General features: G+C 55.4%; 20 protein-coding genes. 9 read left to right on the forward strand and 11 right to left on the reverse strand.

Going from position 1 to position 22069, the window contains the following annotated elements; genetic code table 11:
* Positions 1–3: 3 nt before the first annotated feature.
* The 3 genes from NO998_RS07825 to NO998_RS07835 form a co-directional block, all read right to left on the reverse strand.
* Positions 4–636 carry a DUF7680 family protein gene (locus NO998_RS07825; protein WP_267646550.1) on the reverse strand — a complete coding sequence of 211 codons (633 nt, stop codon included), beginning with the start codon at positions 634–636 and terminating at the stop codon, positions 4–6.
* Positions 633–3959, reverse strand: coding sequence for an ATP-binding protein (locus NO998_RS07830; RefSeq protein WP_267646551.1), 3327 nt, complete (start codon positions 3957–3959; stop codon positions 633–635). The genes NO998_RS07825 and NO998_RS07830 overlap by 4 nt, the downstream gene beginning before the upstream one ends.
* Before the next feature lie 437 nt (positions 3960–4396).
* Positions 4397–4870: a hypothetical protein gene (locus tag NO998_RS07835; protein ID WP_267646552.1), complete on the reverse strand. Its 474-nt coding sequence runs from the start codon at positions 4868–4870 to the stop codon at positions 4397–4399.
* A 266-nt stretch (positions 4871–5136) separates the two neighbouring features.
* Here NO998_RS07835 and NO998_RS07840 point away from each other — a divergent pair, with 266 nt between their 5' ends.
* The 6 genes from NO998_RS07840 (at position 5137) to NO998_RS07865 (ending at position 8722) form a co-directional block, all read left to right on the forward strand.
* Positions 5137–5520: a hypothetical protein gene (locus NO998_RS07840; RefSeq protein ID WP_267646553.1), complete on the forward strand. Its 384-nt coding sequence runs from the start codon at positions 5137–5139 to the stop codon at positions 5518–5520.
* 86 nt (positions 5521–5606) lie between these two features.
* Complete coding sequence (locus NO998_RS07845; protein WP_267646554.1) at positions 5607–6143, forward strand: winged helix-turn-helix domain-containing protein; 537 nt, start codon at positions 5607–5609, stop codon at positions 6141–6143.
* A 250-nt stretch (positions 6144–6393) separates the two neighbouring features.
* Positions 6394–6648: a hypothetical protein gene (locus NO998_RS07850; RefSeq protein WP_267646555.1), complete on the forward strand. Its 255-nt coding sequence runs from the start codon at positions 6394–6396 to the stop codon at positions 6646–6648.
* A 282-nt stretch (positions 6649–6930) separates the two neighbouring features.
* Positions 6931–7200, forward strand: a complete 270-nt coding sequence (locus tag NO998_RS07855) for a type II toxin-antitoxin system RelE family toxin (protein ID WP_267646556.1) — start codon at positions 6931–6933, stop codon at positions 7198–7200.
* A gap of 298 nt (positions 7201–7498) precedes the next feature.
* On the forward strand, positions 7499–8134 hold the full coding sequence (locus NO998_RS07860) for a hypothetical protein (protein ID WP_267646557.1): 636 nt from the start codon (positions 7499–7501) through the stop codon (positions 8132–8134).
* A gap of 12 nt (positions 8135–8146) precedes the next feature.
* Complete coding sequence (locus NO998_RS07865; RefSeq protein WP_267646558.1) at positions 8147–8722, forward strand: hypothetical protein; 576 nt, start codon at positions 8147–8149, stop codon at positions 8720–8722.
* 774 nt (positions 8723–9496) lie between these two features.
* On the opposite strand, the gene NO998_RS07870 is transcribed toward NO998_RS07865, so the two are convergent.
* From NO998_RS07870 to NO998_RS07895, 6 genes are all read right to left on the reverse strand, one after another.
* On the reverse strand, positions 9497–10198 hold the full coding sequence (locus tag NO998_RS07870; protein WP_267646559.1) for a hypothetical protein: 702 nt from the start codon (positions 10196–10198) through the stop codon (positions 9497–9499).
* 212 nt (positions 10199–10410) lie between these two features.
* Positions 10411–12291, reverse strand: a complete 1881-nt coding sequence (locus NO998_RS07875; RefSeq protein ID WP_267646560.1) for an ATP-binding protein — start codon at positions 12289–12291, stop codon at positions 10411–10413.
* A gap of 75 nt (positions 12292–12366) precedes the next feature.
* Complete coding sequence (locus NO998_RS07880) at positions 12367–13668, reverse strand: DNA double-strand break repair nuclease NurA (RefSeq protein WP_267646561.1); 1302 nt, start codon at positions 13666–13668, stop codon at positions 12367–12369.
* 39 nt (positions 13669–13707) lie between these two features.
* Complete coding sequence (locus NO998_RS07885) at positions 13708–16443, reverse strand: AAA family ATPase (protein WP_267646562.1); 2736 nt, start codon at positions 16441–16443, stop codon at positions 13708–13710.
* Positions 16444–17643 carry a metallophosphoesterase family protein gene (locus tag NO998_RS07890; protein ID WP_267646563.1) on the reverse strand — a complete coding sequence of 400 codons (1200 nt, stop codon included), beginning with the start codon at positions 17641–17643 and terminating at the stop codon, positions 16444–16446. It lies immediately after the preceding gene.
* A 118-nt stretch (positions 17644–17761) separates the two neighbouring features.
* The gene (locus tag NO998_RS07895) at positions 17762–18007 is read right to left on the reverse strand and encodes a hypothetical protein (protein ID WP_267646564.1); all 246 of its coding nucleotides are present in this window, start codon (positions 18005–18007) and stop codon (positions 17762–17764) included.
* Positions 18008–18097: 90 nt separating this feature from the next.
* Between NO998_RS07895 and NO998_RS07900 the strand changes: the two genes are divergently transcribed.
* Entirely contained in the window at positions 18098–18922 is an 825-nt protein-coding gene (locus tag NO998_RS07900; protein WP_267646565.1) for a TIR domain-containing protein, read from the forward strand.
* A 3-nt stretch (positions 18923–18925) separates the two neighbouring features.
* Here the strand turns inward: NO998_RS07900 and NO998_RS07905 are convergent, their stop codons facing one another.
* Together NO998_RS07905 and NO998_RS07910 are read right to left on the reverse strand one after the other, a co-directional pair.
* Complete coding sequence (locus tag NO998_RS07905) at positions 18926–19537, reverse strand: RipA family octameric membrane protein (protein ID WP_267646566.1); 612 nt, start codon at positions 19535–19537, stop codon at positions 18926–18928.
* Entirely contained in the window at positions 19534–19992 is a 459-nt protein-coding gene (locus tag NO998_RS07910) for a TIR domain-containing protein (protein ID WP_321169525.1), read from the reverse strand. Before NO998_RS07910 ends, NO998_RS07905 begins: the two co-directional genes overlap by 4 nt.
* 147 nt (positions 19993–20139) lie before the next feature.
* Here NO998_RS07910 and NO998_RS07915 point away from each other — a divergent pair, with 147 nt between their 5' ends.
* Positions 20140–20883, forward strand: a complete 744-nt coding sequence (locus tag NO998_RS07915) for a hypothetical protein (protein WP_267646568.1) — start codon at positions 20140–20142, stop codon at positions 20881–20883.
* A 216-nt stretch (positions 20884–21099) separates the two neighbouring features.
* Entirely contained in the window at positions 21100–21702 is a 603-nt protein-coding gene (locus tag NO998_RS07920) for a DUF7964 domain-containing protein (RefSeq protein WP_267646569.1), read from the forward strand.
* The last annotated feature ends 367 nt before the right edge of the window (positions 21703–22069 follow it).

The following is a 22069-nucleotide window of genomic DNA, read 5'->3' on the forward strand; positions in this document are numbered from 1 at the left end:
GGATTAAACGTGGTCCGCAAGCAGCACTCGCAGCGCTTTCACTCCGTTCGGACTGGATGGAGACCGGCACTTCGCGTGCCAGTAGTAGCACTCCTCCAAACTCATCCGGGCGATACTGTCCGCGACGGTCGTCAGCTTCTCGTACTTCTGAAGGCGCTTCATCGCGAGGAACGCGATGGTGAGTCGAACCCCACCACTCTCGGAGAGGACGACCGACCCCTCCCCGCGCATCACGAGGTCGGTGTCAATCCCGCTGTCGTTCAGCACGTCGCGGACCAGTCGGTGGACCGCCTGCTGACGGCTATCGGAGAGAGTGGTGATTTTCAGCGCGCACCAGTCGTCCCAGTTCCAGTCGTTGGGGGCACGGGCTGACGGTGCGCCGACGCCAGAGAGGTCGAGGACGCCGGTCGAGTCCTCCTCCGCGTCCGGAATCGCGTCGGTGATGCTGGTCCGCGTGAGCGTTCGGTTGCTGTTCGCTCGGCTGAACCGCTTCTGGCGTCCGTCGGCGAGGTCCTCGGGAATCAGCTCGTAGAGCGTGAGGCCGGCGTCGTCGCCCAGTCGACGCGTCAAGGCGAACGTCGGCCGACCGCCGTACATGCTGCTGCCGTAGGCGAACGACTCCGCCTCGACACTCATGCACTCACCTCGCCGCTCTGTTCTGACGCCTCTTTCACGATACCCGAGACCACCAGTTCGAGGTTGTTAATCCCACCGAGGGAATCGAGTGCTTCCTCCAGCGCGTTGAGGGTGGCCTCGCGGGAGTTGTCCTCCATCGACGCCGCGTCGACCATCAGGACGGCCTCGCCTTCCGAGTCGCCGCCGGCGCTGATGAAGCTCTCCGGGATGTGGTTCGTGCCGAAGTGGTTCGCGAACTCGTCGACGGAGCCCTCGAAGCCAGCCTCGAAGACGCTGCCCGCGGTGTCCGCACCTTCCGCGACGTACTCGAACACGATTGAGGTCGCGTCGCCGATACCCTCCAAGTCCTTGAGCTTGTTCGAGATGAACCACGCTCGCTCCCAGACTTGGTCGCCCTCCAGTTCGATTTCGATGGAGTCGACCTCGACGACGATGTCGCTGCTGGACACGTCGTAGTTGTCCCGAAGGCTCATCTTCCGCTGGTCGATGGCGCTGTTGACCTCCGAGAACGCCCCGGTGACAGCTTTCGGAGTATCCGTTCGAGCGTTGAACGAGAGCTCGGACCGCGTGGTCGGTTCACTGATTCCGCCGCCACCGCCGCCACCACCACCGCCCCCGCCGCCGATATCGTCTTCTTCCTCTTCTTCGCCGTCGTCGTCTTCCTCCTCCTCTACGGGGAAGGTGAGCTCCTGTGCACCGAGCAGCTTCTCACCATCGCCGTAGACGTGGTGCTCGTCGCTAATCAGGACACTCGACATCGGAAGGGACGTAGACATTTCCTCAGCATCGGCGAGTGTCTTCTCCCCTTCGGGGGTGCTGACCGTCATAATCTCCGAGCAGTACCCCTGCCTGTCGTCCTCGTCCCAGAAGACGAACGAAGACATGCTGGTCAAGTCCTCGTCGTCGCCGCCATCCTTCCCGACGGTGATGTCCCGGATGGTCGCGCGGAGCGGTCGCGGGTCGAGCAGAATACGGATGTCCGTTCGCTTGGAGACGAGCTTCCGGATTTCCAGCGTGGTCATCGAGTCCGGGTCCGACTGCCAGATTCGGGTCCGGAACCACGTCGTCCCCAGTGCGCCCTCGTCCTGCGTGATGAGCTTGTCGAGGCTTTCGAGGTTCTCGAAGACGATGTCGTGCAGGTCGGAACTGTCGTTGACGGAGTCGATGGTCTCGTTCGACAGGCCGCCGGAGTCGGGGTAGTAGAGGTGCCGGTAGGACTGCCGGACGGATTCCCCGAGGAGGGCAGACTCCTTCTGGAGACGCTCGTCAAGGTCGTCCCGCTGAGCACTGTTGAGTTCGGCCTCCCACGCTTCGCCGTTCAGAATCCGCTCCATCGCTTTCACGCGCCGGGCGTGGTTGAGCGCGCCATCCGTTTCCTGCTCGCCGGCGACGAGGAAGACGACGTTGTTGCGATAGACACGCTTCTTTTCCGAGCCCGGGGAGTTACCCGTCTTGTTGGCGAGCGTCTGCAGGAGTTCGGGCGGCTCATCGAGGTCGCCGGTGACGGTCACCGCGTCGAAGCCCATCACACAGAGCCGTACAGTGTCGTACTCATCCGGGACTTCGTACGGTGCCTGTGGGTCGTAGATTGTCTCGAAGACGCCACCGCCGAGCGCGCCCCGAATCGACTGTTCGAGTCGGTTCCGAGCGACTCCGGCCTCGATTTGCTGTGCCTCGTTCGTGATGAGCTTCGAAATCTTGGGTTCGCCCTTGAACCGGAGGAGACCGTTCTCCGTCTCGTACAGGAAGAACGCCTCCGTATCGGGGTTCGACCCCGTCTCGTTCAGGTTCTTCAGGGCGTCGCGGTAGTGGTCGAGTTCGACGCCGGGCTCCAGAATCATCTCCCAGAGCTTCCGGCGGTTCACCCCACGGCCACGATTACCCCCGGATACGATGCTCTTCCAGAGGATGCTCGTCCCGAGATGGGTCGCTATCGGGGGGTGACCCATCGGCGTCCAGTTCTCGTCCTCGTACTGGCAGGCTGCCTTGCCCTCCCTCGTGAACACGTCGGACTTGGAGGCTGTCCGGAGGTCTTGGTCGATGTGCTCGAAGAGTTCGATGAGCGTCGACCAGACGTACTCGTCGGACGGGTGCATGTCGAACGTACGGACGAAGTGACGCTGGTCGTTGGTCCCCTCGTCGTCGTTCCAAATTCGGTGGACTGCTCGTGAGACCAGCTTGAGTGCCCCGCGTGTCCGCTGGAAGTTCGGTAGCGTGTCTATCTCCTTCCCTAGCAGGTCGATGAGGGTTGGGTGGAACGGGTACGTCCGTTCGAGCTGGTCACGGAACTCTGCCTTCGTCACCCTGTCCGGGAGCTCGTCTTCGAACCGACGGTAGTAGTTCTGGTACTCCTCGGCGACCTCGGAAGCCACGCTATCGTCGACGGACTCGAATAGACGATGGCGGAGGACTGCTGCCACCTCGTCGTCTTCAGTCGGCGTGACGGAGTGCTCCGTACGCTCGGAGATGTCGTCGAGGTCGTCGATGAGCTCCTGAACTTCCTGCGCTCGCTCCTCGAACGCGGTGGCGGACACCGAGAGGATGACCGTCACTGCGTCACTGTTCTGGCTGGCACGCATCAGCGACCAGAGGAAGGAGTTCGTCTGGTCGGCCAGCGTCGACTCTTCGACGCCGACGGCCGCCGCCTGTTCGAAGTATTGCGCGACCTCGTCGATGAGGACCAGCCCCGGGTCGTCAAGCGTATCGAAGAGGTCGACGATGTCGGACTCACCGGGGGCGATTTGCTCGTCGTCGTACTCGCTGAATTTCGCGTATCCTTCTGCTCCCGCTAGCTGGTAGGCGAGCTCACCCCACATCGTCTGCGTGTTGGGGGCATTTTCGTCTTCCTTGTTGCACTTGGCGTTGGTCGCGCTGACGTAGCCCCCCTCGAACACGGCAGTCCGAACAGAGAGGTCGTCTTTGATGCTCTCGAACTCCTCCCGCACCTCTTCGTCGACGATGTACTTATCGAGGTTTTCGACTACTCCCGGGTTCCGAGAGAAGTGGTAGGCGGCTATCTGCGAGTGGGTCTTCCCCCCGCCAAACACGGTGTCAAGCGAGAGTAGCCCGTCCGCCCCGCTGAACTCACCAGCTTCCTTGCCGGCGTATCGCTTTGCGAGGAGGGTGAGCAAGTCCTGTAGACCGTCAGTCGCGTACGTTTTCGAGAAGAACGTTTCCGGGTCACCGTAGATGTCGGGTGCTTCGTCGGGCCTGAACACCACGTCCGAGAGCTTCGCAGCGAACTCGTTCTCCGAGAGCGTTCCCGAGAGCACGTCGTCGTGGGGAACACACGACTCGAAGAGGGTAGGAATTTCAGGAGCCATCTGGTGTTGGTAGTACCGATGTGGGGGGGTCAGTAAATTAGTTGCGTCTGTGAGATGAGCCCCGCCAATTACTGACCAACTTTGCTGTCAGAAATCCGTCCTACCAGTGTTGGCAGGTGGATTGCGAGGATAACCGACAGTGGGGCCCCCGTGGGACCCCCTGTAGGTAGTATACCCTCGGCTAACCGAGGTTGTGTAATAGGGAAGTACAGAGAGTGTCCGGCGTGATTGTTGCTTATTTTCTTTGTTTAGTACGCTGAACCGGGGGTCTACTACCAAAACTCCGCGAATCGGACCTGCCAACACTGGTAGGTCGGTAGTTCCCCGCAGTCGAAGGGGCCTCGGCTCCCTTTTCGGAGTCTCTACTGTGCTAATTCGTACGTTTCAGGCGTATATATCGTTCCCGGTCAAGCCAGAAGTTCCACGGTTTTAGCTTCTCAAACAGCGAGGACCTTCTCAATTCTCTTCTTCACCTCATCTGTGAGCTTTGATGTGGGAACAATCACGACGACTCCATTCTCACTTCGTCGATGAACCCTATCCCCGGGTTCCAACTCTAGCCGCTTCGCTGCGTCCGTAATAAGTATCCTGTGTCCGGCCTCTCCAAGAGGGGCCAGCGAAGTCACGCTTGACGGTCGTCGGCCGTCGTCGCCTTCGGTCGCAGCCAATAACTGGACAAGCTCAGCCGGGTTCATCTGCTCTACTGGCCTCCCCCGTGTTGCCGCGTTGTAAAGTTCAATCCACCGCTCGGTCGACATTTGCTCGTGCGTGATGAGGATGATGTCTGGGTCTACTGCCGTGATGCGGAGGGAATCTCCGTTCACCCATTTGGCGCGGTTGATGAGGGCTGCACTCATGTATACCCCGTATGAGCTTTTGGCGTTTCCTCCGACGCTGTGGATGCGTACCATCTACACCACCTCGACGTACGTGTCGGTGGGATTCTCCGGGAGGGATAGGCGACCGTCATAGCGACACGACTGGTGATACTGCATAGTAGCAGGAACTGCAGTCCCGACTTTATCCGTATGTACAGCACGGTGGTTCACGCACCTCATAGCAGATGCTGCTACGTGCCTCGCTATCTCCGAGAAGTATCGATACGGCCCAAAAGGAGAACTAATGACAGGAAAAACTAGTAATCGCTAATATACTACTAACCATCTTTTCAAGTGCAATGCTTACTGTACAAGAAGTAGATTCTGCTCTGGAAGCAGCAAGAGAGATGGCCGCTAGCAACGGAGAAACCCTTCAGGATTGGTATCGGTATGTTGGTCCGAATCAAGAACCGGTCCATCTCTACAGAGATGCTGAGGAGAAGCATCTGTTACAAGTAGCTCGTGGAGAAACACTAGTTGCACTTTGTAGACAAGTTGACGACCCAGAGAGTGATATTGGAGTGGAGGGTATCACATTCCACTACACCAAAAGAATCGAAATTCTTGAGGTCATCATCGCTTTCTTCCTCAAACCTGAAGGTGCTTTTGAGGCGCTACAGGATGCTGAGGGTGTAGAACGAATCGTGCTGTCCAAGTCAGAAGACGATGTTCCGTGGTCATAGAAGATACAGTCCAGCGAGCGACTCTCCATCCAATTATTTTGAGCAACCAAAATTATTTGAGTGGCGGCTGTCTAGCATGGCTAGAGATGGTGAAGGCACCCACCGGGTCGTGGGAGGACGACATGACCGGGCGTGAGCGGGTCCGTGCAGTCGTCGAAATACTCAACGGCGCTGCCACGGTCTCGGAAATCGCGGACCGTGCAGAGGTCTCTCCGACTACTGCGGGCGATGAGTTAGAGCAGCTCGAATCAGACAACCGGGTTCGAAAGACCCTCGTCAACGACCAGAAGGGCTACGAGTTGAATCCAACGCGGCTGTTCTTCGATGAACTGACGGAACTTATCGAGGGGAACACCCGCGACGAACTCGAAGCACGGCTTGAGCAGCTGAAGTCTGAAGAGGAGGAGCTGCACGAAGAGTTCGAAGCCGATTCACTCGGTGAGCTTCGCGAACGCTTGGCGGAGCAGGAGCTATCTGCGGACGAGACCAGAGAGATTCGAAACGTGGTCTCGACGTGGGAGGCCGTGAACACCGAGCTCACACTGGTCCGTCACGCCTTGCGGCTCTACGATGATGTAACGGAACTCGATACTGCCGCGGGGTCGTCAGCAGCGACAGTCTAACAGCAACGTGATTTTTCTCGCTAACCGCGCCAATCTCCAGCTTCGGCGACTACACAGGGAACGAATCGTCAACCGCTTCGAGTCGGACGGCCGGTTCGAGACCGTAGAGTTCTCTCGGGCGGGTATCCGCTCTCCGGGACAGTACCGAGTCATTTCGGAGGTCAACCCACGAGTCTTCCTCGATGAACCATCGTATCCGAGTGAAAATGCCCGAATCGAGGTAGGCTTCGACCGAGTCGGAAGCGCTGGTATGGAACACTACTGGATAAACTGGGTCGAACCCGAGCGGTCGTTGCTAGTTGGATGGCATCAGGACGATACCCACCCGGAGTTTGGAGAGGTGCATCTCCAAGTAAACGATGGAGACACGACGGTCGAGCATTCCGCGGCAGAGTTTATTGATTCACACCCGATGGATGTCTTGAGTCAGCGGCTGCACAAACTGGCAGACGTAGTTACTTCTGTCCAGTGGTCGGATAGCCGCCCGGTCGGGTTCGACTTGTGAAACAGGGGAGAGCCAGTTTCCAAGGTTCTAGCGTGGTTCTTTCTGAAACGACTATAGTTGGCCTGAGAGACACGGAAGCATGCTGGAAACCGTGAATCATTTCGATAGCTGATGTGTTGCTGCGGAGAAAATTATTTATATTCTGCTGATTTAGTAAAGCTCACCGAGTAGGCCATACCCAGACTCGCTCTGAAAATAGGCTGAGAGCCCAGAATCTGCGGCTTTTCAGCCTATATCCACTGGACTGGGGGGAGTCTGTCTCTCCAGTTCAGTGGAGAGAAAATGGCCTACGACATCACGTACACTGGTTCTGCGGAGGAGGCATTCGAGGGGCTTGAGAAGATAGAGCAGAGTTACATCCAGAAGAAGCTGAACCAGATTGCTACCTCAGAGTTCCGCCACCCCGCCCAGTGGGACTTCAAGCGTCTGGAAGGCCAAGCTGAAGGGCGATTCCGTATTGGGAACGGTCTCCGCGTCTTCGCGGATATCGACGACACAGAAAAGACAATCCGAATCTACCGAACCGACCGCCGGGAAAACCTGTATCGGTAGCTGAGAGAGCAGACAACACTCAGGCTTCCGTCTCAGCACTGTATTCCCCTGTATTCTCGTCTAGGAGACGAACGGCATCCCTGAATAACTCTCCCTCGGCAGTCCCTTCAAACTGCTCTAACGTTCCTTCCAGAACAACCTTCTCAGTCCCGAGCTCTTGTATTTCGTCGGTTAGAGCCCGGGCGTCATGCGGCCGCCTATAGTCCCCAACGAGACAACTCTAACGAGGAATGTTGGTTGGATATTCCGACTTCACTAAACAAACATATTCATCACGCAATGGGCCATCGTTGACGACATGATTGGCATCGAAATATGGCGCTATGAAACAGGGTGCTGGAAATGCAGCACCGATATCCCAGTAGTGTATCCACGCGGTCTCGGGGGATTCGGTGGTGGGACATGGGAACCAGCAGGAAGTATCCTCGTGGACAAGGACTACTGTAACGTTGAGCGAACGTACTCAAAGACACAAGGGCAAGAGGTCTATGGTAATATCTGTCCTTCGTGCGGGGCGTATCAGGGCAATCACTTCATACACGAACAAGTCTTTGACTCCGTCGCAGCCTACCAGAGTTGGGACCGTGCACGTGAGGACTACGAGGTAATCGACATTGTTGAGGTCCCGTATCCGTGTCAGGATTGTGGAACTGAGCTCACCTACAAACGCAGTCCACAAGTCTGTGATGAGTGTCTACATCATCGTGAGGTCGAGGACTCGCTCGGAGAGAGCGTTGAATTAGAATACTGCGAAGTCTGTGATGGCATACTTCACCCAGAGCATCGTGCTAACCACCATACTTCGTACGACCCTGAAGAGACGATGCTGGTGTGCGATACGTGCCACGCCAAGATACACCATAAGCCCGGATTCCGAGAGGACCTCGTCCCCGGAATGAGCCGGACCGAGGCTAAGCGGCAGGGTTTCATTTAACAGAAGAAACTAATGTCGATTACTGACTCCCTTTCAGAGAAAGAGGAGCAAGCAGCGGCACTCGTTCTGATTGCGTTTTTCGGTGTCATCGTACTCCGAAGCTACAGCTATTATGACGTTTCTGAGCTGATTGAGCTCCTTCTCTATGCTGTGGTTGTACAGGTCCTGACCCAGCACCTCTCGATTACTGATTTTCCGGGACTGAAAAGCCGTGTTAAGACTGTCATCGTATTTATCGCGATAAGTGCAGCTGCGGTCTTCTACGGGGAGATGCTTCGACAAGGTCTCCAAAGATTACTCGGGACGGTTTACGCTATTCAGGTACTTGGGGTGGTCTTCCTCTTGTCGAACGTGTATCTGGGCCTCATACGAAATCCCACGGGGTCAATCGGGAGTGTCCTTGGACTGGATGAAGATGTGAATTTGTATGGAATCGTCATCCCTGCAACGACGGCTGTGATTTTGCCGGCTCTGCACTATTCCCTCGGGTTGAATCTAGTGAACGTTGAGTCAATAGGGGGAATGCTCATCGTCGGTAGCCTGTGCGCTGCTACTGGCTACTTGAGTTACGATTACTGTGAAGAGTAAGACGTTCAGAGATGACTGTGGAAGTGTGGAATGTGCTTAAGATTCAAGATGATGAGTATAGGGAGATGACCAATTAAAGCTCGACGTGTCGTTCTCCAGTAAGAGGACAGTCCACCTCCACCTGTTTGACCTTGACGACCCGGGGACAGGGCCAATCTGTGGATATATTAGCTTTGATTAACCCAAAATGAGTGAGTTGGTATCCTACCGCTTCTGGAGCGGCCCTAACCCTCGAATTGGGGTCTCCACAGTGGACTAAACGGCGTTTCAAGCGTATCTAGAAACGACAACCAGTATCTGGGCTCGAGATATTCAGACCTTCTCGATTATAAGCCGGATTCACTATGTCAAAACTTCACAAATTTTGAGGTTTGTAGACTGCCCAAGAATTTCACAATAGAGTGCTTCCGTCACAGTCTACACACCAGATTGTATATCTGACGCGAGGCGGGCTGTTGTTGGCCGACCGCTCCGTCCTTCTGATGTCCACGTACGAATCATCAGGAAGGATATCAACCCCACACTTAGAACACTGAACCGCCGTTTGAGGTGCAGTAGTCTGGACAGGTCCGTAATCCCCGGTATAGACTTTTTCGCCGGGGTACCATCGAACCGAGTTGCCGTCAGAAACCAGCCATCCGTACTTTTCGATTGTACGTAGTACACGCCGTGCTGCGTGTTTCTCGCTATTGTTGAACTCAAGTTCCCCGAGTGTGAAGCTCTGTCCCCTATTAGCGAGCGAGAGAGCGGTGTCCCAGATTTGGTCTTGAAGAGTCATACTGAGTGCTCTGACTCATCGTATGGGATGATTCTCTCAGCGCCAATGATGCTCGGGACGTGGTCGGCCAGAATTACTGTAGGGATTCCGAAATGACGGAGAACGTCCTCCGGGCGGATAGTCCCCTCCACCGCACGAATTGACCAGCCTGATGGTATGATTTCGTCATCTTCCCACTCAGATAGCGTCTCGTGGGGGAATCCGCGTTCTGTATTTGAGAAGCCATCCCTGTCATGGTTTATAGCAATAATGACATTTGCTTTGTCGTCCTGTGGTTCCGAATTCAGGGCGTCGTCGATATGGCTCCACCTGTGACCCTTCTCACCGGACTTCTCTCTGATTGGTTTGAGATGCTGCAGAGCTACCGATGGCGTCGAATCGAGCTCGATAGTAACCCGTGAACCCGAATTGGTGGGGATGTCCGCACCGGGATGCTCTGGAAGACCGATTTCTACCAGCGTAGAGTTGACCAGTCGTACTCGGTAATCGCAGCGAAGGTCTTCACACTCTCCCTCTCGGAAATCGTCGATGCTCTCTAGCCAGTGAATCCCGAGGTTCTGCAGGTTCTCTGTCACAATCAGATGGCCAGCTAGCGTGTTGAGAGAGTAGTTACCCATCTTGCTTACCGGCTTCCTGAAACCAGTAAATGTGGAGGGGCAGTCTTCTGGTTGGTCAAGAAGGTAGTCGGGACTCATCATGAGTCAGCTTTCACCTCCGTTAATCGGTGAGCATCGTTGCATATTCGGGTATCGTAGCGCATACTCAATCTACGTTGTACGTTAACAAGAATATGTCGTCTTCCTTACTGTATTGTGAGGCCACTACTGCCCGTATATTCGATTAGGCCTTAACAAGCCAAATCCGAGAAGGAAGAGACCAAATAGGTCTGTTTGCGGGTGTGTAACCCCCCTCAGCTATCGTGCCGAGTCAAACAGACAGGTAGACCTACGAGCTCGACAGGCCGCACGTCAGGCTGTTTCACCACCATCTGCCCCTTGTTGAACTGGGTAACGGATTCTTGGAACTCCTTTGGAACGTACACGTCGTGGCTCTCGACCACGTCCCGTTCCAAGCCGAGATAGATTCGCGTGTTCATCTGCTTGCGAATCTCGCCGTTGATGTCCTGTGGCGTCTGCGTGATGATGTAGAGGCCGAATTTGTCTTTCCGACCTCGCTTCGCGGCCTGTTGGAAGTTGGAGACGAGGTAGCGTTCCCGCGGGTCACTTGCCTCCGAGATGTATTCGTGTGCCTCGTCCAGCGCCAGCAGCATCGGCGTTCCCTTGATGTGGGGGTAATCGACGTTGCTGCCGATTTTGTTCTGGACGATGTGTGCGAGCAGGCAGGACACGACGATTCGGTCCGTACTCCCGCGGAGATGGTCCGTCGGTATGACGGTAACCTGCCCCGGGGCGAACATCTGCTGAGTGAGGTCTGTCAGGCTGTCCGTCCCGTGGTCGAAGATTCGGTTGTACTCGTACTGGTCGACGATGCGCTCCCGGGCGGCAATCAAGACGCTCTCGTTCTGAGTGATGGGGGAACTGTCGGCGTCGGCGAGCAGCCTTTCGGCATACTGTGAGAACTCTCGGTAGGTTGGCTGAGGGTTTCCGTAGCTCGACTGGGGGTCGTTGCACTCTCGGAAGTACCGAGAGATGGTCTGGTTGATTGCTGACCGCGTTCGCTCCGGAGGTTCAGACGAGTAGAGGAGCTGGCGATTCGTTCGGACAATTTCGAACGGGATACCGAACGACCGAGCGTTGTTGTGCGTGATATTCGTGTCCTCAATCTGGGGCACGAAGACCTCGAAGTCGACATCAGGGTCCGGCTGAATACCTCCGTGGCGAATGTTCTGCGCGTCGAGGTCTTCTCGGAAATCGACCGTGTACCCGTCGTCTTCCGGGTCGTCACCCATCTCAACATACTCCCCTTCTGGGTCGATGATGGTGGTGTTGAGCCCGCGGACTCGTTCGTCCTGCACGTCGACGTTCTCCTCTTCTCGCTCCTCCGGTGGGACCTCGATAGTGTACTGCTTCTCGGTCGCTAGCTGCCGAAGGATGTTCTTCGAGGCGTGAGTCTTGCCCGACCCGGTACTCCCTGCGACCTGCGCGTGGCGGAAGATAGCGGGCTCGCCGAGGTCTTCGTTGCCGTCCGTGGCGTTCGGGTTGAACAGGTAGTAGGGAAGCGGTGACTCCTCACTCGGAATCCGGTCGCCGCTAACAGCCATGTGGCCGAGGAACGCTCCCTCGTGCGGGATACGGAGTGCTGTTCGGAGGAACTCCTCGTCCTCGACAAGATACACGTCACACCCGGGTTTGGGGGGTTTGTCGACGGTCACCTGCTCGAACGACGCATCGTCGTCTTCCGGGTCGAAGGTCACCGTGCTAATCGGCTCGATTTGGGCGACGTAGGAGAATGACTGCTCGCCCGGTTCGTGCCGATACCCACCGTCCTGTTTGTCGGTGATGTTCGCGACTGTCGCGTACTCCAGTCGATTGATGACGCCGACGAGCATCGAGGTCGGGTAGTCAGCCTCCTGTTCCTCACTCACGGGGTACGGGATTCGCAGATAGTTCCCGAGACGAACATCGTCACGGAAGTTGGAGTCGATGAACGCCCGGATGTAGGAGTCCTCCCTGTCGACGACAATTGGCTCGTCCTGCGCGGTGATGTGGCCTACACGGTGACCGTCATAGTCACCGAATGGTGCAGGAATCGTCCATGCGTCCGTCTCGTTCTGTTCGTCCTGTCCTCCATCGCGTTCCTGCCGGACTTCGTCGAGGATATCGTCGGTCATGTGTTGAGTGTCGAGGTCGTCTGTGAGTGGTGGTCGGGGTCGGTTCGCTGCTTGTTCGAAGGGTGGGTAGCCACGCTAGTCCTCCATATCTCGGAACCCCCGCTTCTCGTTGTAGTCCTCTATCGCCCGGACGGACCCGATGACTTGGCGGAGCTTGTTTCGGTCTACGCGAGTGATTCGGGCCATCTCGTCGGCATGAGTGATTGCCCGGGGTTCATTCTGCTGCTGGGCGAGCTCGACGAGGACCTTTCGCTGAATCTGGTCGCGTCGGTCAGCGTCGTCGACCAGTAAGTACGGAACTTCAATTCGCATCACGTTGTCTGTCATCGGCGTCCGCACGTAGAAGAACACGCGCTGGTACTCGCTGGCGTCACCGTGTTCGAGGTCGACATCGAACGACTCGAACGGAACTACGGGGTTGCTGCGGACGGTCTGTTTGGTCTGGCGCAGCCACGGAGTGTAGCTGATGATTGACCCGCGGTCACCGTGCTTGTCCTCCATAGTGAACAGGGCGTCGTCGAACAGTTGGTGGTCGTTCGTCCACGGGAGCGGAACGGACACGTCGACATCCGCGTCCTCTATCTTCGTTTCCAGCGCGTCGAGAGCGACTGCCGAGCCACTAGTTTTCGTGATGCCCACGACGGGCAGGTCGCGTCGGTGCATCGTCTCGACGGTATTGACGTAGTTCTGGAGAATGTCCGAGACCATCTCGGGCCAAATCTCGGTCATCCGTCGCGGTCCTTCGCCGACCTGCTCGAAGAGCATCCAGCCGAACGCGGGGTTCGGGTATATCGGACCGTCGATGAACAGCGGACCGTCGATTTCGCCCGCCATCTCGTACGCGTGCCGCCCTTCCGCGTACGTGCGCGAGACACCCACGACGTACTCCTCTAGCCGGCTCGTTCGCTCACACTGGGGAAACTGGAAGACGTGAGCCTCGATTCCGTCCGGTGTGTCGAACGCTGAGTCGTCAATATCGCCCAGCGAGAACTCGTCTTCGTTCAGGTGAGCGACGAGCGTCGTCGTCGCTCGGTTGGCGAGCCCAGCGTGTTCCGAGTCACCCGAGACACCGAGCTTGGCCACGCTGGCACCAGCCAGTAGACCGTTGCTGAACTGCAGCGAGCGAGTGGTCGAGCCGTCGATACCGTAGGAAACGGGCCACGGGTCGTCCCACTCGTACACGTCGGCGGTCGGTTCGTGGATGACCCCGAACTCCTCGTCGTCTGGAAGTAGTGGTTCGATGTATCCTCCCGGGAGACCAAAGTAGCTCAAGGCTTCTTCCGCCGTTATTCGGGACTCTTCTTCGAACTCGCTGACCGCGTGGTTGAGTTCGGTGAACATCCCTTCGAGGGCGGCGTAAGCCCCGAGGTCAGTCATCGACGACCACCTCGGAGTAGTGCTGTCTGGCCCCTCACGTCAGACCACCTGTTCCGCTTCATCAGGTCGGATGATTTTGCTCGTCTCCGTCGACGGGTTCTTCGCGACCTGAATCGCCCTGTCGCTGTTCTCGATGAGGTGTTCATCGTGGCTCACCACGAGGACCTGCGGAACGTCCCACTCGCTGATGGTGTCAATCATGGTCTGGAGTTCGCCGACGTGGTCTTCGTCGAGGAACGTCGTTGGCTCGTCAAGGATGAACGGCGGGAGCGCTGCACCGGCCACACCTTCGCGTTCGGCGATGATGCGATAGACGCCTGCGCGGAGGGCGAGGTTGAGGATTGTCGACTCTCCCCCGCTGGAGAGCTCTGGTTCGAGAAGTTCGTTATCCGAGGTCACGAGATGGATGTTGTACTTCTTGTCAATCCGAACCCCGCGGTACGACTGGCTCTGGTAGAGTTCGGAGAACATCTCGTTGGTGTACTTGTTGAGCTTCGCAAGGTTGCGTTTGCGAAGCTTGCCTCGAACCGTCTTGTAGGCCTCCTGCAACTGCTCGGCCTCTTCGACGTGTTCTGCGGCCCACGTGACCTGTTCGTCGAGCATTGCCTTGCGTTCCTTCTCCTCTCGTACCTGTTCCTTGGTCTGGCGATGCTCGACGATTTCTCCCTTCACGTCTTCGAGCCGCTCTTCAGCATCGGCTTTGTCGGACTCGTACTCATCGATGTATCCCTCGATTTCCGAAATCTCTTCCCGGAGTTCCTCCCCATCGAGGTCACCGAGTTCGTCTTCGAGCTCTTCTTTGTCTTCTTCGAGTTCATCCACCCGCTCCTCCGCCTGTTCAAGGAGCTTTGAGAGGTTCCCGATGTTCTCGTCGCACTGCTGGATATCATCACGGAGCTCCGAGACTTCCTCGAACCACTCAACTACCGTCTCTACCGCTGCTTCCTTCTCTTCTGCCTCATCGACGTGCTCCTCGGCTTCGCGGAGCCGCTCTTTCGCGTCACGAAGTTCGCTCTCTTTCTCCTCGCGTTCTGCCTTGTGCTTCGCGAGGTCCTCGCTGAGTGATTGAAGCTCTTCCTGCGCATCTTCGATATCCGCTTCAGCCTCTGCTACTGCGGATTCGCCGTCTTCTACCGCTTGCCGAGCATCATCGAGGTCGTTGTCTCTGAGTTCTCGTGCATCGTTGACTTTGGTTTCCAATTCCTCTAGAGAATCCTTTGTGGCGTCGAGTTCGGCAAGTTCGTCCTTCGCATCCTGCAGTTCGCTGCGGTGCTCTTCAGCTACGGATTCGGCATCGATGTCGTGTGCTTCCTCGTTGGCCTTGCACACGGGACAGCGACCAGATACAGTGAGTTGGTCTACCTGCTCTTCCAGCGTCTCAAGTTCCCCGATGGTCTGACGTACCTCTTCGCGCCGGTTACTCAGTTCCTCACGTTTCCCCGGTATACGGTCTTCCGCCACCGTATCGAGAGATTCGTCCGAAGGAATGTCGAGCTCTGACGCGAGTTCACCGATAGTCGCGCGCATCTCAGCCAGTTCGGCTTCGAGCTCGTCGACACGCTCCTCGGCTTCCTCGCGTTCCTCTTCGGCGTTCTCCTTCTCGTTCTGGCCCTTATTGATGGCTGACCAGCTTTCGCGAATTTCTCCGACGGTGCTTTCGATGTCCCGTTCGAGATGGTCGAGGTCGTTCTCAATATTGGATATCTCTCCCTGTTCAATCGACTGGACGGTAGAACGGGCATCCTCTGCCTCCTCACGAGCCTGCTGGAGTTGTTCTTCCGCAGACTCGTGGTCGGATAGGTCGATATCATCGACGACCTCGACGCTCCGGGCATCGACGAGTGACCCCTCCGCTTCGTCGAGTTTCGATTCTAACTCGGACCTCGTCGATTTCTCCTCAGTAAGGTCTCCCTCGTACTCGTCACGGTCGTCACGCGCTTGGCCGAGTTTTTTCTCTACTTCGTCGATTTCGCCTTCGAGTTCCTCGATACGCTCCAGTTTTTCTTCGTTATCCTCCTTCCTATCCTCTAGGCGTTCGAGCGTATCTTCGAGGTCCGCGATTTCGTCCTCCCGCTCGGACTCCTCCTCTTGCAGGTCTCCGATTTGTTCTTCGAGGTCATCGATGGCAGGGAGGTCGTCCAAGCGGTTCTGCGTCTCTTCTCTCCGAGACTTTGCGTGCCTCTTCGCCCGACCGTATTCGAGTCGAACGTCATCGGCTCTCTCGATGAGTTCGTCCATCCGGTCGAGGCCGAGCAGCCCATCGAGGATTCCTCGACGGGTCTCTGTATCGGCATGGATGAGGCGTGTAATGTCCCCTTGCTGGACGTAGACCGAGTTGACGAAGGAGATAGCATCCATCCCGACAATCTCCTGAATATCGCTCTGGACTGCCCTAAACCCAGAGATTGTCTCTTCCATTGCTGGAGAGGAGAGCTTCGGATAGCCACTTTTCGTCTTCGCGCCATCAACCTCTCCGTCATCGTCGTACGTCTTTTCGATGACCCACTCGACGGTGTACTCCTCACCGCCGACGACGAACGTGAGCTCGATACGGCCAGAATCTTCCTGCTTACGGACGAGTTCATCGAGGTTGAACTCACTATTCACCTTCTTCTTGGTTATGTTCGTCTGGAAAAGGCCGCCGAACAGGCCCTGCAGGATGGTTGACTTTCCCGCCCCATTGGGTCCAAAGATGAGGTTCTCCCCATCCGAGAATTCGACTGTTTCGTCGTCGTAACTCCGTATGTCTTCCAGCGTGAGTGACTTGAAGTGCATCTATCGTTCCTCCAGCGTAGCTTCCCCGAACTCCTCTTCCTGTGCCGCACGGATTCGATGGTTCATCTCGGTTCGGATGTCGCCGTCGTCGACGGATTCGTCGCGGACGAGGTCTTCCGCTTCAGTAGAGATTGAAGAGAGGGAGAGCTCCGAAAGTTCGTCGTCAATCATCTGGTCGATGTCGTCGATGTCCCCCTCGTCAAACTCGAAGTCGAACTCGGCATCGACCTGCCGCCTGTCGTCGACGTGCGGGACGGACACGTCTCTTTGGGAGAGTAGATTGTACACGTCGTTGGTCGTGACCGGAACGTCGACGCCACGGAGACGGACGACGATGACCTTCTCAGCGATGTCCTCCCCACCTGCCTCCTCGTTGATTCGGCGCTCAACGTGGTCGATTCCGTGCCCCTCCTCGAACTCCACGTTCACGACGAGGAAGTCTCTGGGGACGTTGTCTCGGCCTGCACTCTCTATCGTTCGCGTTCGGAGTTGGATGTCCTCATCCGCTATTTCCAGCACGTAGACACAGGGGTCGGTGCTTTCGGAGACCTTCGTCCGCTCGGTTGCCCCGGGATAGAACGCTTTCACACCGTTCACCTCGGTGTTGCAGGTCGAATGGTAGTCACCCAACGCTAGCCCGTCTGGCAGGAAGTTCAGGCGGTCGAGAAATTCATCGAGATGGTAGGGCTGTCCCCTGTGAGGGGGAACCAACGGTTCGAACAGCTCGTGCATGCAGAGGAGGTTTACCGCGTCTTCGTCGGCTCGCTCTTCTAGAGTGAAGTCGTAATTATCCCACTGCGGGTTACGAACCGCGTCGAACCCGAACACGTTGACAGGGTTGTCCCCCTCCGCTTCGGAGACTCGGGTTGGGGACGGCGAGAGACGCTCCGTGTTCCCGAACCGTTTGACGATATCCATCCACTGCTCGTCCCGCTTGCGCTCGTGATTCCCCACGATGGCGAGAAACGGGATGTCCTCAGAGTCCAAGCGCGAGACAGCGTCGAGACAGCGATTTACCGTTGGAACATTCGGAGAGGGGTCGTCGAAGAGGTCGCCAGTATGAACGACGGCTTCCACTTCTTCGTCGATGGCGATATCCACGGCGGCGTCGAACGCGTCCGCGAAATCGGACCGCCTGACGTTGCTTCTGTACTGTCGCAGTCCGAGATGGGTGTCGCTGACGTGGAGTATCTTGGTCATCTTTTCGTAGAAACCAGCACGGGATATTCTGGCATAAGTGTTGTTAAAGAGATAGTTGACTCACAATACCGTATTTTGGATGGGGAGCCGGAGCGGGGTTCTTTGAGTATCAGTTCCTTCAGTCGTTGACTGGCGAACCTTCCTTTCGATGGGTAACGTGGATGCCTCCATCGTCCGTTACGGTGAGGTCGTAGTGATGGTCTGGTTCGTTGGGGTCATCTGTGTATGCACAAATCCAGAGCCCATCGGAATTCATTCGCTCAATTCGGAAGTTACAGTCCTCGATGTACTGGTCAATGTCAGTATCTGGGGGGTGCTCGGTTACACGGTCCGTGTCTATATCAAGGTCATCGAAGTCGGTCATGTTCAAGAAATGGGAATTTTCTGAATGACTGTATTGAGGCTCTTTCTCTTCTTACCAAACTATACATCACCCGACGACAAGGATTAATATATGGACTTACCGGACCGCCCCGGTGATAGATGGCGGGACTTGCGTCAGGATGTTATACACAATAACTCCATTAAGTGGGTTCAACAGGATGAGGTTTCCCCTCTACCCCCAAATCTCGACGCCTACACAGATGTACTACCCGGCGTGCGAGTACATCACTCCAGTTGGGCTAACAAGGATGATATCGCAGTCTGGGAGCCCGGAAATACTAATCTATACTTGGTCACTCGATACGAACTCGTAGAGAAATTACTCGAAAGCAAGAGTGAAATCCCACAGAGGGTCATTGCGGTCCTTATTCTGGCGGGCGGCGCCGTTGTTTTCAAAGTTCTACTTGACCTTCTACAGGGACTGGCAGACAGTTCCACTAGCGAAACAACCTCGAAAACCGGAAGGCAATCTCAGCAGCGCCCAAACCCGAGGAATCGTCAGTATAATATATTCATCAGTCACGCTTGGGACTACACCGCAGAGTATGAGAGAGTGGTCGAATTCCTTGATGGGTTTGAAGAATTAGAATGGCAGAACCATAGTGTCCCTCTCGCTGACCCTCTCGATGTCGTGAACGGAGCTCACCTCCGGTCACGGCTCAAAGACCAAATTCGAACTACATCAATTGTTCTCGTACTTGCCGGAATGTATAGCGCTCATCGAAAGTGGATTCAAAACGAGATTGAGCTCGCTGAAGAATTCGATAAGCCGATTGTCGGCATCGAGCCTTATGGGTCGGAACAAACGCCAAACGTGGTTGAGGATGTAGCAGACGAGATGGTCGGATGGCGGCGGAACTCGATAGTACGAGCGATTGTGGACAACGCAGAATAACAGTCAGTTTCCCTCCCCCGTATAGTCCCAGTATTTTTGCGTGGGGCTTTTTCCTTTAATGACCAGCACAGCATACCCACTCCAGAGTAGAGATAGAGCGATTACCGCCGGCCAATAGAGGTTCAACCCTCCGATGAGGGAAAGTCCACCATATAGAATCAAAACTGCATAAAAGAACCCGAACACACGAGGCCACCACACTTCTACGGTTGTATGCTTGATATAAACCTCTGCTTCGGAACCTTGCTTAAGCCGGTCCCATTCCATACGAAATGGGTCATACGGTAGGTCTTCGGCTATTTCCCGTAGAACACGGTACTTCCCACTGTTCAACTGTTTATAAGAGAGGATGTGGAACACCCACAAGACGCAGAACGGTAGGCCTATCGCACCGATGAAGAATATCCCGATGGGGGTGATGAAGTCTAGCTTACTCCCAATCCCAGCTAGTCCAAGAAGAGCGATGAGCAGTCGCAGGTAGAATCGATTATTCTTGAGACGCCGGTTACTCACCTGTTGGGTTGACTGCCCGTAGAACTTCCATTGTTCAAGAGCTGGATTTCCGTCGGCTTTCGAGCCTGATTCTCCGTCCCCGCTATCGCCGTCATCACTCATGGTGACAATTCACGGATTGCTGAGACGATAGAATCAGTGTTCCACCCGACCATTTCATCCGCATGTCTTTCGACGTAATCAGAGGTATTGTCGCTCCCCCATGGCTCGACACCGATTATGGGCTTGTTCTCTTCTTCAGCGATTCGTACTTCGCGACCAATCCAGTCACTGTACGATGAATAAAGACCGGCAAGAACGACTACAACGGATGACGGTTTTATTTGGCCCTCACGAATTTCCTCTTTCAATTCTTCTACTGAATTGGCATCAATCGCATCTTCTTCCGGAACACTATAATTGCGATATTCGAAGTAATTCGCATCGTCAAGGAGTTCCTCCATTCGCTCGTATTCTTGGCTGTAATCCCACGAGTGGGAGATGAACAGACGGTACTCACTCCGGTCGTTCGTGCCCAATGATATCGTCCTGTTACTACTAAAGGACATACCAACCATTGGTGTAGTTCTAAACATGAAAGTTACCGATGCAGGTTACTACGGAGACTTAGTGACAGCAGGTAGTGGAATTTCACCAGTTCGAACACCGGCAAAATAGTTAAACCTTCCCACAAGTTATCGAACTCTGTTAAGCAGAGGTCGTGTATGGATTACCTCGCAAAAGCCCTCCACAGAGCAACATACGACCGTGTTGCGTATGAACCAATTAGGGAGGATTTCATCTCGTGGTACGTCTCCGCCTACAGAGATTTGGGGATTGAAGAGCAGATAGATTGGGATAACGGCAGAATTGTTGAAAAAGCGATTGAAGCGAGAACGGAAGCACAGAGCTATGAACCAGATACGACTCTGAACACGGCTATCAAGGTGACAAGTGAGGTAGATGCTTTCATCAAATCCGTCTCCGCACTTCTGACTCTTGTTGGTTTCCTGTTGGGTGGGGTGCTGGCAATGTTCGGCCTCTATAATCCCTACTCTACAAGCATATCAGTGCTTAGTTGGGCTTTCAGTAGCGGTGCCCTCATCTTCCCGGGCGGTGCACTACCGTTCTACGCTCTGCTAAAATACACAGTTCAGACGAATTCCGAATTAATTCGTCAGTACAACGCCGACTTAGTGGTCTCTATCGGCCGGATAACAAGGGCAGAGCGCCGCCGGGAGCTTACTACGGCTTTCTACATCCATCACTCTAGCCTTTGCTCAACTAAGCAAGTTCCAGTAATCGTTTTTCTAGGGCTTTTGAGGGCTATATCACCGGGAATGTACGGCTTAGTATCATACCGTTTGAAACAGGACATCTCGGAATACGAAGGTTCCAACTTCTGGAAGATAGCAGGGAAAGAATATAGTAGACTGAAGAGAGGACGATACCCAAGAATTTCTGAGTAGCCTGTGCAGCTTTGCTATCACTCCATATCATTAATCAGGTGAAGAGAGAAGGGGCTGGCAGGTTGCTCTTGTCCCGTCCAGAGGACCCGTAGCTCAGCTGGAGAACAAATCGATTCACGCGTGTCATAATAATCTAGAGCAGGTATGTGAAGGTCATTTCTAGCATATTCTTATCAGATAGAAACTGTGTACTCACGGGAAGATACACGGTTGTGTATGGTACGGGAATGCGAGGCCTGCGGGGAGGAGTTCGCAACGCTCTCTCGCCTTCGACTTCATGACTGTCCGGAACAAGAAAAGGAGGAGCTGTTGGTTGGGCTTTCGGGCGAGCCTGACGTGGATGCCCTACCCGACCGGCCGCTCACTGAGGAAGAGTTCCAAGTGTTACAGAACGACGAGCGAATCGGACGGGTCAAAGAGGTGTTGTCCGCTCCCGGGACGGGAAGCAAGGTCATCTCGTTCATCTACGAGGCTGAAGAGATGGTCTTCGGGATGCATTCAGACCACGACACGGGTGATTGGATAGTGACGACGCGGGGCGGGGCTTCGGAGTTCGAGCGTGTGGAAGACCGACACGACGAATGGGTGTCAAAAGACATTGAGCGCGTGACCGGCGGCTCGGTCGATATGGATAACGTCGGTCCCGTCAAAGACGAGTTGACAATCAACTGCGGATTGTGCGGAGACGAACATGTGTTGAAGGCTGACCCCAACAAGCAGATGGCCGAGATAGGGTTGATGGAGTATACGGGATACTGCGAAGGTGAGGGGGAACCACTGGTGCGGACGTATTCGCTGGATGAGGTTGTGAAGGACTGAAAGAGTGTTGCGAGCACGGCTACGACGCTGGAATGGACTATGACCTTGGTCAGATAGGGAACCTTCTCATCGGTTCTTGACCCAAATGGATGGATGTCACGCGCGGTCGTGGTTGTGGTTCTCAGATGACCCGACCAGCCACCAGAATCTCTACTCGCTTGGACGCAGGTGACGCGCGCTGGCTCAAAGTGAGAGCCACTCTTTGTCAATTTTCTCAAACAACGGCACAGTTAAGATGGAATAGGCCCATGTTAGCTCTAGTGAATCGCACGACGGAGGAGAGGAGGATGACGTGGCATCATGAACTCGACGCTGAGAGCGGCAGAGGGTTTATATACACGTCGACGCCGTCTGTTGACTCCTAAGT

The sequence above is a fragment of the Halolamina litorea genome (assembly GCF_026616205.1).
GTDB lineage: Archaea > Halobacteriota > Halobacteria > Halobacteriales > Haloferacaceae > Halolamina > Halolamina litorea.

Excerpts from the sequence above, each read along its gene's own strand:
- NO998_RS07865 (WP_267646558.1), top strand. The coding sequence starts at position 8,147 with ATGTCGATTACTGACTCCCTTTCAGAGAAAGAGGAGCAAGCAGCGGCA.
- NO998_RS07835 (WP_267646552.1), bottom strand. The coding sequence starts at position 4,870 with ATGGTACGCATCCACAGCGTCGGAGGAAACGCCAAAAGCTCATACGGG.
- NO998_RS07900 (WP_267646565.1), top strand. The coding sequence starts at position 18,098 with ATGGACTTACCGGACCGCCCCGGTGATAGATGGCGGGACTTGCGTCAG.
- NO998_RS07875 (WP_267646560.1), bottom strand. The coding sequence starts at position 12,291 with ATGACCGACGATATCCTCGACGAAGTCCGGCAGGAACGCGATGGAGGA.
- NO998_RS07870 (WP_267646559.1), bottom strand. The coding sequence starts at position 10,198 with ATGATGAGTCCCGACTACCTTCTTGACCAACCAGAAGACTGCCCCTCC.
- NO998_RS07880 (WP_267646561.1), bottom strand. The coding sequence starts at position 13,668 with ATGACTGACCTCGGGGCTTACGCCGCCCTCGAAGGGATGTTCACCGAA.
- NO998_RS07890 (WP_267646563.1), bottom strand. The coding sequence starts at position 17,643 with ATGACCAAGATACTCCACGTCAGCGACACCCATCTCGGACTGCGACAG.
- NO998_RS07830 (WP_267646551.1), bottom strand. The coding sequence starts at position 3,959 with ATGGCTCCTGAAATTCCTACCCTCTTCGAGTCGTGTGTTCCCCACGAC.
- NO998_RS07920 (WP_267646569.1), top strand. The coding sequence starts at position 21,100 with ATGGTACGGGAATGCGAGGCCTGCGGGGAGGAGTTCGCAACGCTCTCT.
- NO998_RS07910 (WP_321169525.1), bottom strand. The coding sequence starts at position 19,992 with ATGGTTGGTATGTCCTTTAGTAGTAACAGGACGATATCATTGGGCACG.
- NO998_RS07860 (WP_267646557.1), top strand. The coding sequence starts at position 7,499 with ATGATTGGCATCGAAATATGGCGCTATGAAACAGGGTGCTGGAAATGC.
- NO998_RS07845 (WP_267646554.1), top strand. The coding sequence starts at position 5,607 with ATGGTGAAGGCACCCACCGGGTCGTGGGAGGACGACATGACCGGGCGT.
- NO998_RS07825 (WP_267646550.1), bottom strand. The coding sequence starts at position 636 with ATGAGTGTCGAGGCGGAGTCGTTCGCCTACGGCAGCAGCATGTACGGC.
- NO998_RS07895 (WP_267646564.1), bottom strand. The coding sequence starts at position 18,007 with ATGACCGACTTCGATGACCTTGATATAGACACGGACCGTGTAACCGAG.
- NO998_RS07855 (WP_267646556.1), top strand. The coding sequence starts at position 6,931 with ATGGCCTACGACATCACGTACACTGGTTCTGCGGAGGAGGCATTCGAG.
- NO998_RS07840 (WP_267646553.1), top strand. The coding sequence starts at position 5,137 with ATGCTTACTGTACAAGAAGTAGATTCTGCTCTGGAAGCAGCAAGAGAG.
- NO998_RS07905 (WP_267646566.1), bottom strand. The coding sequence starts at position 19,537 with ATGAGTGATGACGGCGATAGCGGGGACGGAGAATCAGGCTCGAAAGCC.
- NO998_RS07915 (WP_267646568.1), top strand. The coding sequence starts at position 20,140 with ATGGATTACCTCGCAAAAGCCCTCCACAGAGCAACATACGACCGTGTT.
- NO998_RS07885 (WP_267646562.1), bottom strand. The coding sequence starts at position 16,443 with ATGCACTTCAAGTCACTCACGCTGGAAGACATACGGAGTTACGACGAC.
- NO998_RS07850 (WP_267646555.1), top strand. The coding sequence starts at position 6,394 with ATGGAACACTACTGGATAAACTGGGTCGAACCCGAGCGGTCGTTGCTA.